The 14,825-nt window shown below is 56.8% G+C and carries 18 protein-coding genes; 5 read left to right on the top strand and 13 right to left on the bottom strand.

Annotated features, from left to right (window positions below; all coding sequences use genetic code 11):
• Window positions 1-10: 10 nt before the first annotated feature.
• The 4 genes from ACP15U_RS06710 to ACP15U_RS06695 form a co-directional block, all read right to left on the bottom strand.
• Entirely contained in the window at window positions 11-1,399 is a 1,389-nt protein-coding gene (locus tag ACP15U_RS06710; RefSeq protein ID WP_425044375.1) for an adenylate/guanylate cyclase domain-containing protein, read from the bottom strand.
• A 205-nt stretch (window positions 1,400-1,604) separates the two neighbouring features.
• The gene (locus ACP15U_RS06705; protein WP_425044374.1) at window positions 1,605-2,708 is read right to left on the bottom strand and encodes a site-specific DNA-methyltransferase; all 1,104 of its coding nucleotides are present in this window, start codon (window positions 2,706-2,708) and stop codon (window positions 1,605-1,607) included.
• Between the two features lie 106 nt (window positions 2,709-2,814).
• Window positions 2,815-3,432, bottom strand: coding sequence for a ribonuclease HII (locus ACP15U_RS06700; protein WP_425044665.1), 618 nt, complete (start codon window positions 3,430-3,432; stop codon window positions 2,815-2,817).
• 74 nt (window positions 3,433-3,506) lie between these two features.
• The gene (locus tag ACP15U_RS06695; RefSeq protein WP_425044373.1) at window positions 3,507-3,980 is read right to left on the bottom strand and encodes a hypothetical protein; all 474 of its coding nucleotides are present in this window, start codon (window positions 3,978-3,980) and stop codon (window positions 3,507-3,509) included.
• A gap of 183 nt (window positions 3,981-4,163) precedes the next feature.
• Between ACP15U_RS06695 and ACP15U_RS06690 the strand changes: the two genes are divergently transcribed.
• From ACP15U_RS06690 to ACP15U_RS06680, 3 genes are all read left to right on the top strand, one after another.
• Window positions 4,164-4,454: a hypothetical protein gene (locus ACP15U_RS06690; protein ID WP_425044372.1), complete on the top strand. Its 291-nt coding sequence runs from the start codon at window positions 4,164-4,166 to the stop codon at window positions 4,452-4,454.
• Window positions 4,426-5,127, top strand: a complete 702-nt coding sequence (locus ACP15U_RS06685; protein WP_425044371.1) for a winged helix-turn-helix domain-containing protein — start codon at window positions 4,426-4,428, stop codon at window positions 5,125-5,127. The genes ACP15U_RS06690 and ACP15U_RS06685 overlap by 29 nt, the downstream gene beginning before the upstream one ends.
• Before the next feature lie 103 nt (window positions 5,128-5,230).
• Complete coding sequence (locus tag ACP15U_RS06680; protein WP_425044370.1) at window positions 5,231-6,844, top strand: DUF427 domain-containing protein; 1,614 nt, start codon at window positions 5,231-5,233, stop codon at window positions 6,842-6,844.
• 30 nt (window positions 6,845-6,874) lie between these two features.
• Here ACP15U_RS06680 and ACP15U_RS06675 read toward each other — a convergent pair whose 3' ends face one another.
• The 5 genes from ACP15U_RS06675 to ACP15U_RS06655 all read right to left on the bottom strand — a co-directional run bounded on the left by ACP15U_RS06675 (window position 6,875) and on the right by ACP15U_RS06655 (window position 9,961).
• Window positions 6,875-7,084, bottom strand: coding sequence for a hypothetical protein (locus ACP15U_RS06675; RefSeq protein WP_425044369.1), 210 nt, complete (start codon window positions 7,082-7,084; stop codon window positions 6,875-6,877).
• Window positions 7,085-7,223: 139 nt separating this feature from the next.
• A complete protein-coding gene (locus tag ACP15U_RS06670; protein ID WP_425044368.1) occupies window positions 7,224-7,607 on the bottom strand; it encodes a hypothetical protein in 384 nt (127 codons plus the stop codon).
• 74 nt (window positions 7,608-7,681) lie between these two features.
• The gene (rlmN, locus tag ACP15U_RS06665; RefSeq protein ID WP_425044367.1) at window positions 7,682-8,863 is read right to left on the bottom strand and encodes a 23S rRNA (adenine(2503)-C(2))-methyltransferase RlmN; all 1,182 of its coding nucleotides are present in this window, start codon (window positions 8,861-8,863) and stop codon (window positions 7,682-7,684) included.
• A gap of 105 nt (window positions 8,864-8,968) precedes the next feature.
• Window positions 8,969-9,370 (bottom strand): lysozyme inhibitor LprI family protein, encoded by a 402-nt coding sequence (locus tag ACP15U_RS06660; protein ID WP_425044366.1) that lies wholly within the window; start codon window positions 9,368-9,370, stop codon window positions 8,969-8,971.
• Between the two features lie 45 nt (window positions 9,371-9,415).
• Window positions 9,416-9,961, bottom strand: coding sequence for an invasion associated locus B family protein (locus tag ACP15U_RS06655; RefSeq protein ID WP_425044365.1), 546 nt, complete (start codon window positions 9,959-9,961; stop codon window positions 9,416-9,418).
• Between the two features lie 236 nt (window positions 9,962-10,197).
• Here ACP15U_RS06655 and ACP15U_RS06650 point away from each other — a divergent pair, with 236 nt between their 5' ends.
• Window positions 10,198-11,205 (top strand): asparaginase, encoded by a 1,008-nt coding sequence (locus tag ACP15U_RS06650; RefSeq protein WP_425044364.1) that lies wholly within the window; start codon window positions 10,198-10,200, stop codon window positions 11,203-11,205.
• A 28-nt stretch (window positions 11,206-11,233) separates the two neighbouring features.
• On the opposite strand, the gene ACP15U_RS06645 is transcribed toward ACP15U_RS06650, so the two are convergent.
• From ACP15U_RS06645 to serB, 4 genes are read right to left on the bottom strand one after another with little or no spacing between them, the layout of a single operon-like run.
• Complete coding sequence (locus tag ACP15U_RS06645; protein WP_425044363.1) at window positions 11,234-11,548, bottom strand: YciI family protein; 315 nt, start codon at window positions 11,546-11,548, stop codon at window positions 11,234-11,236.
• Between the two features lie 49 nt (window positions 11,549-11,597).
• Window positions 11,598-12,026 (bottom strand): SRPBCC family protein, encoded by a 429-nt coding sequence (locus tag ACP15U_RS06640; protein WP_425044362.1) that lies wholly within the window; start codon window positions 12,024-12,026, stop codon window positions 11,598-11,600.
• Window positions 12,014-12,343 carry an ArsR/SmtB family transcription factor gene (locus ACP15U_RS06635; protein ID WP_425044361.1) on the bottom strand — a complete coding sequence of 110 codons (330 nt, stop codon included), beginning with the start codon at window positions 12,341-12,343 and terminating at the stop codon, window positions 12,014-12,016. Before ACP15U_RS06635 ends, ACP15U_RS06640 begins: the two co-directional genes overlap by 13 nt.
• Before the next feature lie 54 nt (window positions 12,344-12,397).
• The gene (serB, locus tag ACP15U_RS06630) at window positions 12,398-13,273 is read right to left on the bottom strand and encodes a phosphoserine phosphatase SerB (protein ID WP_425044360.1); all 876 of its coding nucleotides are present in this window, start codon (window positions 13,271-13,273) and stop codon (window positions 12,398-12,400) included.
• Window positions 13,274-13,644: 371 nt separating this feature from the next.
• Between serB and ACP15U_RS06625 the strand changes: the two genes are divergently transcribed.
• The gene (locus ACP15U_RS06625) at window positions 13,645-14,799 is read left to right on the top strand and encodes a phosphoserine transaminase (RefSeq protein ID WP_425044359.1); all 1,155 of its coding nucleotides are present in this window, start codon (window positions 13,645-13,647) and stop codon (window positions 14,797-14,799) included.
• The last annotated feature ends 26 nt before the right edge of the window (window positions 14,800-14,825 follow it).

The following is a 14,825-nucleotide window of genomic DNA, read 5'->3' as shown; positions in this document are numbered from 1 at the left end:
CAGGCCGGGCCTACTGCAACATCCAGACTGTCATTGGTTCGCTAATTCCTCGGATTTCCTGACCGTGCAGACATTTCAGGGGCTCAAGCGCGGTGTCGGCTTCGGGCTCCTCTTGCAAAACCCTATCTCTGAGTCTGTCGCTGATGATCAGCCGCGCACCAAGAGGCCGGGTTAGAGCCTCAAGTCGCGCCGCTACGTTGACCGATGTTCCAATAACCGCGAACTCAAGCCGGTTTGCGCCGATATCCCCCAGAACGGCTTGACCAAAGTGGACCCCGATCCCGATACTGATTTCAGGGTTGCCCTCTTGGCTGCGCTCTGCATTCCATTGGTCCATACTGTCGAGCATCGCCCTTGCGCAGGTCAAAGCATCTGATGCGTCGCGATCGCCAGAAACTGGGGTGCCAAAGGTCGCCATCAACCCATCACCCAGGTATTTGTCCAGAGTCCCACCGTGCCGGAACACCTCGGCTTCCATACGGGCGTGAAAACTGCGCAGCAGATCCACCACTTCCTCGGGGCTGTGCCTGTCTGCAAATTGCGTGAAACCAACGATATCGATGAACAGAACGGCCACATCCTGCTTTCGGATTTGCTTGAGCGGCTCGTCATTCTGGCTCAGCTGATCAACCACGTTCGGTGAGAAATAGCGGGAAAGATTGGCGCGCTCCCGCTCGAGACCCGCGTTGGACAGCAGCAGGGCATTGAAGCGGCGCGCGGAATACCCAAGCGTAACTGCGACCATCATGAAAACGACCATTTCCTGTACCCGCAGATCCGCCTGCACATCATTGGGATCCATGAGATCCAGCACACGCGGGAAACCTGAGAATGCCTGAGAAGCTGCCTCGCTTAACCCCGGAACAGGCACTGCAAAATACCAGACAGACACGGCACCGACCAACCACATCCCCGCGGTCCAACTACCGATAGCGATCACGGTACGCCAGGAATAGGCCATGGTTCCGGCCGCAAGAATAATGAAGAAGTAGAGAAAGTTCTCAAAGCGATACTGCATTGCGAGCGGCATTTCCGACGTGCTGAATGGGTTAGGTGCAACCATTCCGATCGTCATAATGCCGAGATCCAGAAAGATCAGAACCAGCTCGATCCTGGACTGACCGACTCGCCCGACCCGGCGGATGAACCACCCATTTAGGCACAAAAGGGCAAGAATCCCGTGGTAATACAGGACTTCGGCGCTTTGGTTCAGGAAGACCAGCAGAACCGCTGTAAGGCCAAGGGCGATCCAGCGCGCCTTGACCGCCAATTCCAGGCCTTCGCGCTTGTGCCTTTCCAGCGCCGCTACTGTGTACTGGTTCGCATTTTCGTGCAGATCATCCGGTTGGGTCAGCCAGAAGTTCCGGCGTAGCGGTGCAGTTTCGCTGACATCAGACATAAGCGGGTCCCTTCGGCGGGATTTCGGTTCCGTCGGAGTCTGCCAGACTGCCCAGTGAGGCAACAGCGAAAAGAGAGCTCTCCCTGCCACCAGAAAAAGCGGTTCGAAGAGCAGTCAAAAAAAGCCCCGCCAGAAAGGCGGGGCAGGTATAGTGCCATGTGTCAGGCCACAGGCACCGGCGGTAACTGATAATTTCGTATTTGGATTATCCCTGCATCTCGGCGCGAATCTGTTGTCGCAGCACATCGATGGGAACGGTCTTGCCGTCGCGTTTGAAACACCAGTAGGTCCAGCCATTGCAGCTTGGGGCATTCTCCAGATGAGCGCCAACCTGATGAATTGAACCTTTGATATTGTCGCCAACCAACGTGCCGTCTGCACGAACTTTGGCCTTGTGACGGCGGTTCATGGAATAGAGCTCCTCGCCCGGGCGCAGCATGCCTCGCTCGACAAGCTGACCGAAGGGAACCCGCGGCTCTGCGCGTTTCGAGGCGCTGACCTGCAGGGCTTCGCGATCGAATTTCCGAACCTTGGCGATGCGCTCGGCTGCCACCTTGCGATAGGCTTCCTCCCGCTCGATGCCGATAAACTCGCGGCCCAGCATCTTGGCGACAGCGCCGGTGGTTCCGGTGCCAAAGAATGGGTCCAGAACAACATCCCCGGGATTGGTTGACCCGACAAGAATGCGATGCAGAAGGGACTCGGGCTTTTGTGTCGGGTGGGCTTTGTCTCCGTTGGCATCCTTGAGCCGCTCGTGGCCGGTGCATATTGGCAGAACCCAATCCGAACGCATCTGAACGCCTTCGTTCAGGGCTTTCAGGGCCTCGTAGTTGAAGGTATATTTTGCCCCTTCACGCTTGGAGGCCCAGATCATCGTTTCATGGGCGTTTGTAAACCGCTTGCCACGGAAGTTCGGCATCGGGTTCGACTTTCGCCAAACCACATCATTCAGAATCCAGTATCCGGCGTCCTGCAGAGCGCTGCCTACTCGGAAAATGTTGTGATACGAGCCGATGACCCAGATCGCCCCGTTTGGCTTCAGCAAGCGATGCGCCGCCTTCAACCACTCACGGGTGAACTGATCGTAAACGGCAAAGCTGGAAAACTGATCCCAGTGATCGTCCACCGCGTCAACTTGGCTGTTGTCCGGCCGGTGCAGCTGTCCTTTGAGCTGCAGGTTATAGGGCGGATCAGCGAATATCAGATCAACCGACGCCTCGGGCAGACTGTTCATCGCCTCGATGCAGTCGCCAGATAGAATCGTGTTCAATGGGAGCGCGGTTGCGCTCTTGGTCTTGGTTGTCGTCATTTCACTGCCTCAGGTTCCACGGCGCTTTTGCGCTCATTTGGTTGAGACAAGGATGAGTCAAACCTGATTCATGGTCAAATTCTTTTTTGAATCAGCGTGTTACGAATTATTCTTGATACAAGATATTGTGTACCGGCTTGAACGAACGTCTATGGTGTGGGGTAACACCAAGATTTCGAAGCGCCTGTCTGTGTTCTTTTGACGGATAACCCTTGTTGGTTTCCCAGCCATATCCCGGATGCTGTTGCGCCAAATCCACCATCACCCGATCGCGCCATATTTTGGCCACAATCGAGGCCGCCGCAATGGACACTGATTTGGTATCACCCTTGATCACAGGTTGTGCCGGAAGATTGAGACCATGAGGAATCATGTTGCCGTCGATCAGCACCATGTCGGGCTGTGGATCCAATGCCGCGACGGCCCGCACCATCGCGCGATGCGACGCCCGCAGTATGTTGTATTCGTCGATTTCCTCGACTGACGCATCGGCCACGGCCACTTGCGCGGTCTCGCGCAATTTCTGCTCTAAGTGAACGCGCCGTTTTTCGGTCAGCTTCTTCGAGTCGTTCAGCCCATTCGGGATCACATGAGGGTCCAAAATCACGGCCGCTGCAGTCACCGGTCCTGCCAATGGACCGCGGCCCACCTCATCAACACCCGCGATGCGCAGAAATCCCCGCTGATGCAGGTCTGTCTCAAGTCTGAAATCGGGCATCTCCATGATCAACTGGATTTGCCCGAAATGCGCGGCGGTGCAAGCCAAAACCGACCCGCACCGCCGCTGCCCGCCCGGTCTTAGTGCCGGGTCAGGCGGTAGCCGCGGTTTTTCAGGCACTGGACAGAATACCCTTTGCGGGTTCTTTCCCTGTCCCAGTGACGCACGCGGCATGACTTGGGAAGCGTCCCGGCATAGCCATAGCTTCTTTGCAGACAGCGCCGGGACAAAACCGCCTGCCCGCCCGGACCCGTGCGCAGGCAATGGCGCGGCAGGGCATACCGGGCGACCCGGTCGGGGAGCGGCCGAGGCTGCACCCTGTTGCCTCGGGTCCCTTGACCCCGTGGGGGTGTGGCGGGCTGAACACTGTGGCTGGTGACTTGATCCTTGCGGTGATTGTGGCGATCAATGGCAACCCCGATCAGCGCAAGCGCGGTCAGGCCTGCGATGATCTTGGCGACGTCTTGGTCTGCCTGCGCGGGCGCGGCCACAATCGACATCCCGGTTACTGCCATTGCCAGAGAGACGATGAGGGCGATGAATTTGCGGTGCATCCGGCTAATCCTTTCCTGAGCGGTTTGTGTCTGTTCCTGGCGGACCGGTTGGCCCGCTGGGTTGTCACAAAGCTGGGTCGCCAACAGGCAGACAAGCAATATCGCGCCACTGTTATCGGATAGCAGGATGCGCAAGGCCCTGCTGTTATTGAATAACAGCAGACTAGCGCGCAGGATGCTGACATGAGACAGACTACTCTGAAACTTGCCCTGCCCGTTCTGTTGTCGGTCGCGTGGACGCCCGCGGCTGCGCAGTGCTTTGCCGATTACAAAGCCAAGCAGGACAACCCTCTGAAACTGCACTATGGGGTCATGCAGCTAAGCCAAGGTTGCTCCAAGCCGGAAGCACTGGAAGAGATCAAAACCAGGTTGCTCAGTGCAGGCTGGACCCTGCTCAATGTCATCAGCGTCTTTGGCCCCGAAGGGCTGGAGGAGAGGAAAAGCGATGCCGGCCCCTACTATCTCCGTTTCTGAGACGCGCCGATCAGGCACCCGCCTCGTCGGCTTTGGTCTTGCGGCCATTGTGGTGATCCTGGCCACAACCGGCACCATTCTGCTGCTGACATTGCCGGACGCGAATGCGTTCAACGCCCGGGTAGAGCGGGTTTTTGTCGAAAATGATCTGACCGCACAGGCAGAAATCAAACTGCTGGAAATCCTAGCCCAATCGGGAACCGCCTTTTCTGATACATTGGCCAGTTACCGCGTCGTGATCTTTGTGCTTCTGGTCTTTGCCACGGCTCTTTTGGTGGCTGCGCTGGTCTTCCTTGTCATGCTGGCAGGCCTGAACCGCCGGATGGCTCAGATAGAACGATCGGGAATTCAGGTGACGTCTCTGCTGGTCAGCCGGGAAGACAACACCGTTTATCTGAACAACATGGACTTCAAGCTAACCGCAGCGGCGATGGAAACTCTTTCGGTTCTCGCCGAGGCGCGGCTGGATGACGACGTTCTTTCGGGGGCCGAGATCGAGGCCGTCATATCCGGGCGCAACGCAGCCGATTGCGACGAAGCCGCCGGTGCCACGCGCATTAAACGGTTGCGCGATGCGCTCGGCAACCAGATTGTCAGTGCGCTTCTGGTGCAGACCATTTCAAAACGCGGTTATCGGCTTGCCATCGAAAAGGACGTCATCGAAATGATTTGACCGACTTAGGCGAGTTCCCAATCGGTAAATTTCCTGCGCGGACCCTAGGAATCGCTCCTGATCGAACCCATCCTAATAGCCAGGACCAATGGGAGGGAAATTGATGAACGTCCAGATCGCCTCTCAAAGCAAAGGCTACGGGATCGACATCCAACCGCTGGAGGGTCGGGTCACCGTATACCATGACGGCGTGCAACTTGCGTCCAGCACCCGCGCCAAGGTGATGTATGAAACGCGTTTGCCGCCGACGATTTACTTCCCACCAGAGGACGTCATGGTGCCTCTCAGCGATCCAACCGCGTTGCAGACATTCTGCCCTTTCAAGGGAACAGCTTCTTATCGCGATATCGTTGTCGGAGACAGGCGGCTGTCAAATTCGGTCTGGGCCTATGAAAATGCTCTGCCAGAGAGCACCGGGATCGAAGGCCATATTGGTTTCATGCCAAAAGCCTGCACCAAGATCGATCTTGGCCCTAACAAGCTGCGGGATGGAGAAGACGGCAACATCAGCGGCCCATTGATCGACTGGCTGCTGCGCGGTGCGGCCGGGTTCGAAACACCCGAGGAGTTCACAAAGGCGCTGGCCGACAAGATGTTGGAGAACGGCATCGCCATTTCCCGCCTCAGCATTCTTGTCTGGTCTCTTCACCCGCTCATCGCGGGCAAGCATTACATCTGGGAAAAAGATCAGGAAGAAATCTCGACATTTGCGCCATCCTATGAAATCCACGACCACCCCGCATTCAGGAACAGTCCGCTCAGGCACGTGTCCAACGGGCTGGGTGGTGTTCGGCAACGGCTTGACGACGATCATCCAGACAACAGCTTTCCAATCATGGAAGATCTGCGGGCCAAAGGCGCCACCGACTATGTCGCAATGCCACTGCCATACTCCGACGGCCGCAACAACGTCCTGACACTGACCAGTGATCATCCAAACGGTTTCACCACAGAAAACCTCGGGTTGGTCTTTGAGTGCGCCACGGTCATTGGCCGCTTTTACGAGGTGTTCACCCAAAAGGAGAACGCGCGGGCTCTGCTGGATACGTATGTCGGGCACCGCACCGGAGCGCGTGTTCTGGGGGGCGAAATCAGACGCGGCGACGGAGACGAAATCGACGCCGCCATCATGTTCTGCGATCTTCGCGGATCCACCGCACTGGAAGAGCGGCTGGGTCGGCGCGACTATATTGCGCTACTCAATACATTCTTTGAAACTGCCTCCACCATTGTCGAAGCACATGGCGGCGAGGTTCTGAAGTTCATCGGTGACGCGGTTCTGGCCGTCTTTCCTGCAGGCAAAGATGCCTCCGCCGCGCAGAAACAAGCGCTTGATTCAGCCAAGGAAATCGTGGCACGACTCAGTCTTGTTGATCATGGTCAACCGGACATCTTCTGCGAGTGTGCGATTGGGATCGACTTTGGGCGGGTAACCTACGGCAATGTCGGTTCCCGGGCCCGTCTGGATTTCACCGTCATCGGACAGGCCGCGAACATTGCCGCAAGGCTCGGAGATTTCGGAAAGACAGCAGGTCATCCGATCGTTGTCTCCGATACAGTCGCCAAGTCGTGCGGCGAATGCCTTCCGCTTGGCGCTATTGCGCTGCACAATGTATCTGCACCGGTGGCAAGCCATGCTGTCCGCCCGCAATCGATTGAGCAAGTCCGAGAAAAGCTGATACGCCAAGACGCCGAAGCAGACAAAAACATCGCCTAGGCGCCAGCACCAAGCCAAACTCGGAAAAGATCAGCCCAAGTTGGAAGGCAAAACGCCGATTTCGGTGCCCTGCGGAAGCTTCGTCACAATACGGGCCCCGTTTACATCTTTGATGCCATAACCGAATCCCGCGAGACGGAATTTCCACTCGCGCGCGCTCAGCGCTTTGGACCGTTCCTGTTGCAGCAGGTCCAAAAGACCCTCGTCAATGACTGCGCCGCCAATATCTGCCTGTGACATTTCCATACCCTCAAATCACTTGTTGATGATTTGGAAACTGACTGTTGATCAGGGCCGAATTTAACCGGAATTTGGGAAATTTCGGGGCAGCAGCCCCGTATTGTTTCCGGGACTGCCACATTCTTTAGTTCCGCGACGATTACTTGCCGTTTTCGCGCAGCTCTTTGAAAACAAAGATCGGAAGCAGAATTCCTGCGGCCAAGGCCCCCAACCAGACTAGCAGAGTGGCGGCCAGCAGGTTGGATATTCCGCCGATCGTCAGCCCATCGGTCACAAGATCTGTCACCAGAAGCCCAACGAATGTCACCACCAGCGATATTCCACCCTTCAGGGCGGGCACGTTCTTTTCGCTGACCTTTGCAATCAGCGGTTCAGCGATGACCTGAACCAAAGTGAACACTGCGACCACGATAATCATGGACAGTGGATTTATTGAAAATCCATCCAGCAACAAAGCCGCTAGTAGCAATCCGATCGCATTCCCAATGAGAAGAGCTACGACCGACATGATGCGTCGGGACATGATAATACCTCACCTTCAAATTCTGATTTTGAAGGCAAGCCTAAACCGGCATTCCGCCAAATTCATCAAGAAAATCAGAGCCCGGCTTCGGACTCGATCTGTTTGCGGGATTTGCGGGCACGCTCGGTGGCCGACTTCAACTGACCGCAAGCGGCCATGATGTCTTCACCTCGTGGGGTCCGGATCGGAGAGGCATAACCGGCCTGATAGATGATATTCGCAAAGGCCCGGATCCGGTTGTTCGAACTGCGCTTGTACGGAGCACCGGGCCATTCGTTGAACGGAATCAGATTGATTTTGGCGGGAATGTTGTGCTGCTTGATGAGCTTGATCAGCCGGTGCGCGTCCTCGTCGCTGTCGTTCACCCCTTGCAGCATCACATACTCAAAGGTGATCCGTTCCGAATTTGATGCTTTGGGATATGAGGCCAGCGCCTGCAACAGCTCGTCAATATTCCAGCGCTTGTTGATCGGAACCAGAACATCCCGCGTCTCGTCCGTTGTTGCATGGAAGGAAATTGCCAGCAGGCAGCCGATCTCTTCCGCAGTGCGGGCAATTTCGGGCACCACGCCGGACGTAGACAAGGTGATCCGCCGGCGCGACAACGAGATCCCTTCGGGGTCCATCGCGATCTTCATTGCATCGCGGACGTTGTCAAAATTGTAGAGCGGTTCGCCCATCCCCATCAGAACGATATTGCTGAGACGGCGGGTTTCATTCTTGGGCTCTCCCGGTACGGGCCATTCCTCAAGATCGTCTCGGGCCATCATGATTTGGCCGACGATTTCCGCAGTGGTCAGGTTTCGCACCAGCTTTTGCGTGCCGGTATGGCAGAAGGAACAGGTGAGCGTGCAGCCGACCTGGCTGGAGATGCACAAAGTGCCGCGATCTTCTTCCGGGATATAGACGACCTCGACCTCGTGACCGCCGGCAATCCGCACAAGGTATTTGCGTGTGCCATCTTCAGACACTGTTCGGGTTACCACCTCGGGTATCTCGATCACAAAGTGTTCTGCCAACTGAGCGCGATACGCCTTGGCAAGATTCGTCATCTGGGCAAAATCCCGGACACCCCATTGATAGATCCACTGCCAGATCTGGTTTACCCGCATTTTGGCCTGTTTCTCGGGGGTGCCGTGCTCTATCAGAACTGAGCGAAGCTGATCGCGCGTCAGGCCGACAAGGTTTGTCTTTCCCTCCGGCAGTTTGCGGGGGATCGTGACAACATCCTGTGTGATCGGCGTTTTGGCGGACATGGCGAGACTCATTTCTGGCGAGGGATGCGCCTCTATATAGGATTGAAGCCAAAGATCAAAAGATTTCGACTGCATTCCTAGCTGTCAGAAAAAATCCGTAAGAAATTAGCGGCCCATCCCCAGCAGGGCGTCGACCCGAATGCGCCCCAGTTCAACTCGACACGACCGAATTCCGATCCCTGTTCCCGAGCCACCGCCGAAGCTTGCGCCGACGGCCTCACACTGTGCATCCCTATATGCCGACCAAGCAGTTTGCGCCTGCTCAAGCGCTGGTCGGGCGGTTTCACGCCCGGTTGTCTGATCCAGTTCTTCGGCTGAGGAGAGCGCAATCTCGTAAGCGATGCCCAGCGCCGTTTCGACCTGCGCTTCCATTCCTGCCACACAATCCCCGATTTCGACCTGTGAACCGGCACCACTGCATTCCAATGAAGGATCTGCATCAAGTTGCGCCGGTAAGAAAAGAAATCCGGCGCAGAATAATGAAAGCGATTGGCGCGACAGTCTCATGATTTCCTCCGATCACACGACACGTTCAGGTCAACGCCGTTACGGTCACTTGCTGCACCGCTTTTCGGCGTCGTCAAATGCGGCTGTGAACCCCAGCAGCGAAAAAGTATCCTTGGTACGCGTGCCGCGCGCTGAACGCGCCGACAAAACTGCCTGAGATCCGCGCTTCATTGCCGTGATGATCTTTGCGTCATCCGACGCAGTCGCCGGCCATGCCCACTCTCCTTCCGTGAACAGCTCGAACTGAGTGCCACCCACGTCAAGATTTACAGTTGAACCCGGAGCAAAGGGATAGCCGCCGGTAAAGGTGACCTGGCCTTTCGCTTCATTGCCTGGGCGGAAGAACACGAACAGCAAAATATCGCTGCGCCGCACAGCGACAACCCGCCCGTCGCGTGTATTCACGGTTTCCTTAGGTGCGGAAACGCTCCAACATTCGTTGGGGTCCTGCTCTACAAAAACGCTCCAGTCGGTTTTGGCTGCAACACGATTGGTGCTTTCCGCCTGCTGCGCCATTGCCTGGCCGGATGTCCCGGCCAGCATGCCTGCCACACAGAAACCCGCGAACATGCGGGCGATCTTCGATCCCATTTGTCCAGCCTCCTAGACTGTCCTTAACCTCAACTACAAAGGCGCGCCCGCAGGTCTTGCCAACCCATCTGTCTTGCGCGGCCTTCCGCTTGCCGACATACACACACTATCGCAATTTGCACCACGGGCGAAAGAGCGATTGGCAGGAAATCGCCAAGGATTTTTCGTGGTAGCCCGCTTTGCCGGCAGATAAGAACCTCGTATTCACCCGTGAACCAACAAACCGGAGACACGTAATGTCCGTTTCAACCTCTCAGCCCGTGCCGATGGTCGAAGTCTGGCGTGGCGATTTCCTTGAGAGCATGCATCTTGGCCATGCAGTGATTTGCAACGATTCCGGCCAGATACTGCGCAGCTGGGGCGATCCGAATGCCGTAATTTATCCCCGTTCGTCGGCAAAGATGATCCAAGCGCTGCCCTTGCTGACCTCAGGTGCGGCAGCCAAATTCGGTTTGAATTCGGAACATCTGGCTCTGGCCTGCGCCTCACATTCTGGTGCGGCTATTCATACCCACAGAGTAAAGGCCTGGCTTGATCATCTTGGGCTTGGAGAGAGCGACTTCCGCTGCGGACCTCAGGATCCATCGGACGTCACAGAACATGAGCGGCTGATCCGCGCGCACGAGAAACCATGCCAGATCCACAACAATTGTTCGGGCAAACACTCCGGCTTTCTGACCTTGGCACAGCATATGGGTGCGGGACCGGAATACATTGATATCGGCCATCCGGTACAACAGGCGTGCCTGTCGGCATTCGAAGAGGTAACGGGCGAAGAAAGCCCAGGTTACGGGATCGACGGTTGTTCGGCTCCCAACTTCGCCACATCACTTGCGGGTTTCGCCAAGGCGATGGCGTGGTTCGCCTCCGCATCAGACCGATCAGACCGGCAGAGCGACGCCGCTGTAAACCTTGTTTCCTCAATGGCCAAGCACCCCGACCTCGTCGCGGGAGAGGGCCGGGCCTGCACCGAGCTTATGCGGGCGATGAATGGCCGTGCAGTCATCAAGACCGGCGCCGAGGCCGTTTTCGCCGCCATTATCCCGGAAAAGCGGATTGGGATTGCCTTGAAAATCGCCGACGGTGCGACTCGTGCCAGTGAATGCGCAATTGCCACAATTCTGGTAAGTCTTGGCGTCCTGGACGCGCAACATCCGGCGACGCGCAAATTTATGAACGCGCCAATTTACAGCCGACTTGGGCTCGAATGCGGGATTATCAGACCGGCCGCCGATTTTCTGTGACGACCGGTCATCAACCTGACTTTCTGACCTACATCTCCATGACTTCGGCCACTTCAACCGATCCATGTCCGGAAATCACCATTGGGCATCCCTTAGCCATCTGGGTTGCTGCATCATGGTCGTTGGCCTTTACGACTGTGTAACCGGAAAGTGGATTGGCTCCTCCGTCGTCGGCGACACCTCCGCTGCTGACGGTCTTTGACGGGCCGACCGGCGCACCGGGGACAACCACGGCTTCACCCATGTCAGCAAACCATGCCTGCCAGGCAGCCATGACTTTTGCGCCTTCCTCCGGGCTCTCAGGGGTCTTGCCGCCGTGATAAGCAAAGATAAATTCGGGCATCGTCTTTCCTCCTGTTGCTTAACGCCGGTGATCGGCGCTTTCGGGGTCTTCACGTCAAAACTGTTGCCAGTTTGTTAAACGATGAGGTCCAGCCAGCCTCGTGATTGGCACTGACGTCGTCATCGGCAAGGTCGCGGTGATCCAGAACCAGCCGGGCGCCAGTTTCCGTGGCTTCGACGGCCAGAGTTACGTGACTTTCCGCCCCTCGGGTGCCGTTTTCGTCATGCCATGCCCAGGTGAACCCCACTGATACATCTGGCCTCACATGGGTCACGTGACCAGACACCATGAATTGCTGCCCGTCCTTATTTTCCATCACGGAATACCAAGGTCCAATGCGAGAGAAATCGAGGTTATGTTCGGGCACGTGCACGCCCTCTGGCCCCCACCATCGCAACAGTCGCGCGCCCTCACTGATCCAGGCAAATAGTACTTTGGGCGCGACGGGGTATTCCCGCACGATCTTCAGGTCGGCCATGTCACCTCCTTATCGAGAATTGCGCCCAATCGATCCAGGCTGGTTTCCCAAAACTCGCGCTTGGAGATTGTCCAGTCTGCAATCGCCTTCAAACCTTCGCCGCGCACGGAGTAAAGGCGTTGAGTTCCAAGTGAACGCTGGGAGACCAGACCGGCCTCGCGTAAAATCTTGAGATGCCGCGAAATGGCCGCTCCGGACATTCCGCGCCCTTCGATCAGAACTCCCGCCGGCAGCTCGCCTTCGCGCATGAGCTGCTCGACAATCCCGAAACGGGTGGGATCGGATAGGGCTGAAAAGGATTTTTGTAGCTCGGTCATCCCTCAATTTAACACACGAGTTAAATTATGGGAAGACGGACTTAAAATCAGATCTCAGGCAGCGAAATCCGACCGGGCATACCCTTGGAGGTAAAGGAGTGCGGTCAGATCCCCGTGGTTGATACGCACATCGCATTCGGCCGCAACCGAGGGTTTGGCATGCAAGGCAACACCAGTTCCCGCTCGCCCCAGCATACCAAGATCATTCGCGCCGTCGCCAACGGCGATGGCGTCGCTTTCAGAGATTCCCAACCGGGATGTGATCTGTTCCAGAGCTTCCACTTTGGCCTGCCGCCCCAAGATAGGCCGCTGCACGTCACCGGTCAGCCTGCCGTTTTCGACGAGCAGGGTGTTGGCGCGGTTTTCGTCGAAACCCAGTTCGGCAGCAACATGCGCGGTAAAGGCGGTGAACCCTCCGGACACCAAAGCCGCATAACCGCCATTGGCCCTCATGGTTGATACCAGTTCTTTACCGCCGGGCATCAGAGTGATCCGTTCGGACAGAACCTGGGAAATCACATCTTCGTCGAGATCCCTCAGCAACCCGACCCGCTCGGTCAGCGCTCCTTCGAAATCAAGTTCACCATTCATGGCCCTTGCGGTAATTTCCTTAACCCGGTCACCAACCCCGGCCATATCGGCCAGTTCGTCTATACATTCCTGCTGAATCATGGTGCTGTCCATGTCGGCCAGCAGCATCTTCTTTCTGCGTGCTCCGGACGGCTGCACCACCAGATCCACACCCATGTTCTGGACATCTGCCCACACGTTCCACTGGTTGCCCGGCACCTCTGGCAGGGAAAACTCGGCAGCCTCATCCGGGCAGAGCCACACGACATCGTCCCCGCCCCACGCGTTGCGCAGCGATTCGACAAGCGCCGGAGCCAACGAACCTGCGACAGGGTTGGTCAACAAAGTGGCAACAAACATGAAGTGTCTCCTTGGATTCCACCCTGCCCTTAGCGCAGGTGCAGAAAATTCACCAGTTCCAGAATACAGGTGGCTGATTGGCCGAGGCTACTAGGCCGGAACAGATATCCGGGCATTTGGCTCACATGGAAAAACACCTAAGCTACTATTTATGTTATAAAATTCCGCGATCCAATTTCACTTTTTGCCAAAAAAATGGCCGCTCCGTGCGCGAACGCATGTTTCCGATCGTAGTCATCTTGCGCCGCTTGCGAGTGCAAAAGCGACAGAAACCACATCTTTGTGGCTTGCGTGCCGCGCTGCAGCAGCCTAGCTCTGACAGCGGGACACCCCTCCCCAACGAGGGGCGTATATCTGGAAGGGTAACACCGATGACACTATCTAAACCGGCAACGCGGCCGGATAATCCGCGTTTTTCCTCTGGCCCCTGCGCCAAACCCCCCGCATTCGATCTGGCCAAACTTGCAGGTGCCGCGCTTGGGCGATCGCACCGTGCCGCAATCGGCAAAGACAAGCTGAAGGCCGCGATTGAAGGTACCCGCGAAATTCTTGGCGTTCCTGCCGACTACAAGATCGGCATCGTTCCTGCGTCAGATACCGGCGCGGTTGAAATGACTCTCTGGTCGATGCTGGGCGCCCGGGGCGTCGAGATGCTGGCTTGGGAAAGTTTCGGATCCGGATGGATCACGGACGTGACCAAACAATTGAAGCTGGACGCGGTGGTCAAGACTGCCGACTACGGTGAAATCGTGGATCTGGGCAGCGTCAACTTTGACAATGACGTGGTTTTCACCTGGAACGGCACGACCTCGGGCGTTCGGGTTCCAAACGGCGATTGGATTGCAGATAACCGCGACGGGCTGACAATATGCGATGCCACTTCGGCGGCCTTCGCAATGGATCTGCCTTGGGACAAGCTCGATGTCACCACCTTCTCTTGGCAGAAGGTTCTGGGCGGAGAAGCCGCCCACGGCATGCTGATCCTGAGCCCCCGTGCTGTAGAGCGGCTCGAGAGCTATACACCTGCATGGCCGCTCCCAAAGATCTTCCGCCTGACAAAGGGCGGCAAACTGATCGAAGGCATCTTTACCGGAGCAACAATAAACACACCCTCGATGCTTGCGGTCGAGGATTACTTGCTGGCGCTGGACTGGGCACGGTCTGTGGGCGGCCTTCAGGGGTTGATCCAACGCGCCGACGCCAACACCAAGGCCGTGGCGGATTTCGTAGAAATGCGGGATTGGATCGACTTTCTTGCGCAGGATCCGGCCACGTTGTCCAACACTTCGGTTTGCCTAAAATTTACGGATGATCGCATTCAGGACGGTGCTGGTTTTGCCAAATCCGTTGCGAAACGTATGGAAACCGAGGGCGTTGCGTTCGACATCGGCGCCTATCGCGATGCTCCCGCTGGCCTGAGGATCTGGTGCGGTGGCACGGTCGCAACCTCGGACATTGGGGCAATGCTGCAATGGCTCGACTGGGCTTTCGAAGCGGAAATCGCCGCCCAATCCGAGACCGTTTGAGTTTGCCCCGGGCGGTCACCGGTTCA

It is taken from the genome of Primorskyibacter sp. S87 (assembly GCF_049801055.1).
GTDB lineage: Bacteria > Pseudomonadota > Alphaproteobacteria > Rhodobacterales > Rhodobacteraceae > JBNAGF01.
This window is presented reverse-complemented; position numbering and strand designations above follow the sequence as displayed.

Bases quoted from the DNA above. Each gene is read 5' to 3' on its own strand.
- ACP15U_RS06680 (WP_425044370.1), top strand. From the start codon at position 5,231: ATGAACGTCCAGATCGCCTCTCAAAGCAAAGGCTACGGGATCGACATC.
- ACP15U_RS06685 (WP_425044371.1), top strand. From the start codon at position 4,426: ATGCCGGCCCCTACTATCTCCGTTTCTGAGACGCGCCGATCAGGCACC.
- ACP15U_RS06625 (WP_425044359.1), top strand. From the start codon at position 13,645: ATGACACTATCTAAACCGGCAACGCGGCCGGATAATCCGCGTTTTTCC.
- ACP15U_RS06690 (WP_425044372.1), top strand. From the start codon at position 4,164: ATGAGACAGACTACTCTGAAACTTGCCCTGCCCGTTCTGTTGTCGGTC.
- ACP15U_RS06655 (WP_425044365.1), bottom strand. From the start codon at position 9,961: ATGGGATCGAAGATCGCCCGCATGTTCGCGGGTTTCTGTGTGGCAGGC.
- ACP15U_RS06650 (WP_425044364.1), top strand. From the start codon at position 10,198: ATGTCCGTTTCAACCTCTCAGCCCGTGCCGATGGTCGAAGTCTGGCGT.
- ACP15U_RS06705 (WP_425044374.1), bottom strand. From the start codon at position 2,708: ATGACGACAACCAAGACCAAGAGCGCAACCGCGCTCCCATTGAACACG.
- ACP15U_RS06710 (WP_425044375.1), bottom strand. From the start codon at position 1,399: ATGTCTGATGTCAGCGAAACTGCACCGCTACGCCGGAACTTCTGGCTG.
- ACP15U_RS06660 (WP_425044366.1), bottom strand. From the start codon at position 9,370: ATGAGACTGTCGCGCCAATCGCTTTCATTATTCTGCGCCGGATTTCTT.
- rlmN (WP_425044367.1), bottom strand. From the start codon at position 8,863: ATGTCCGCCAAAACGCCGATCACACAGGATGTTGTCACGATCCCCCGC.
- serB (WP_425044360.1), bottom strand. From the start codon at position 13,273: ATGTTTGTTGCCACTTTGTTGACCAACCCTGTCGCAGGTTCGTTGGCT.
- ACP15U_RS06635 (WP_425044361.1), bottom strand. From the start codon at position 12,343: ATGACCGAGCTACAAAAATCCTTTTCAGCCCTATCCGATCCCACCCGT.
- ACP15U_RS06700 (WP_425044665.1), bottom strand. From the start codon at position 3,432: ATGGAGATGCCCGATTTCAGACTTGAGACAGACCTGCATCAGCGGGGA.
- ACP15U_RS06645 (WP_425044363.1), bottom strand. From the start codon at position 11,548: ATGCCCGAATTTATCTTTGCTTATCACGGCGGCAAGACCCCTGAGAGC.
- ACP15U_RS06695 (WP_425044373.1), bottom strand. From the start codon at position 3,980: ATGCACCGCAAATTCATCGCCCTCATCGTCTCTCTGGCAATGGCAGTA.
- ACP15U_RS06675 (WP_425044369.1), bottom strand. From the start codon at position 7,084: ATGTCACAGGCAGATATTGGCGGCGCAGTCATTGACGAGGGTCTTTTG.
- ACP15U_RS06670 (WP_425044368.1), bottom strand. From the start codon at position 7,607: ATGTCCCGACGCATCATGTCGGTCGTAGCTCTTCTCATTGGGAATGCG.
- ACP15U_RS06640 (WP_425044362.1), bottom strand. From the start codon at position 12,026: ATGGCCGACCTGAAGATCGTGCGGGAATACCCCGTCGCGCCCAAAGTA.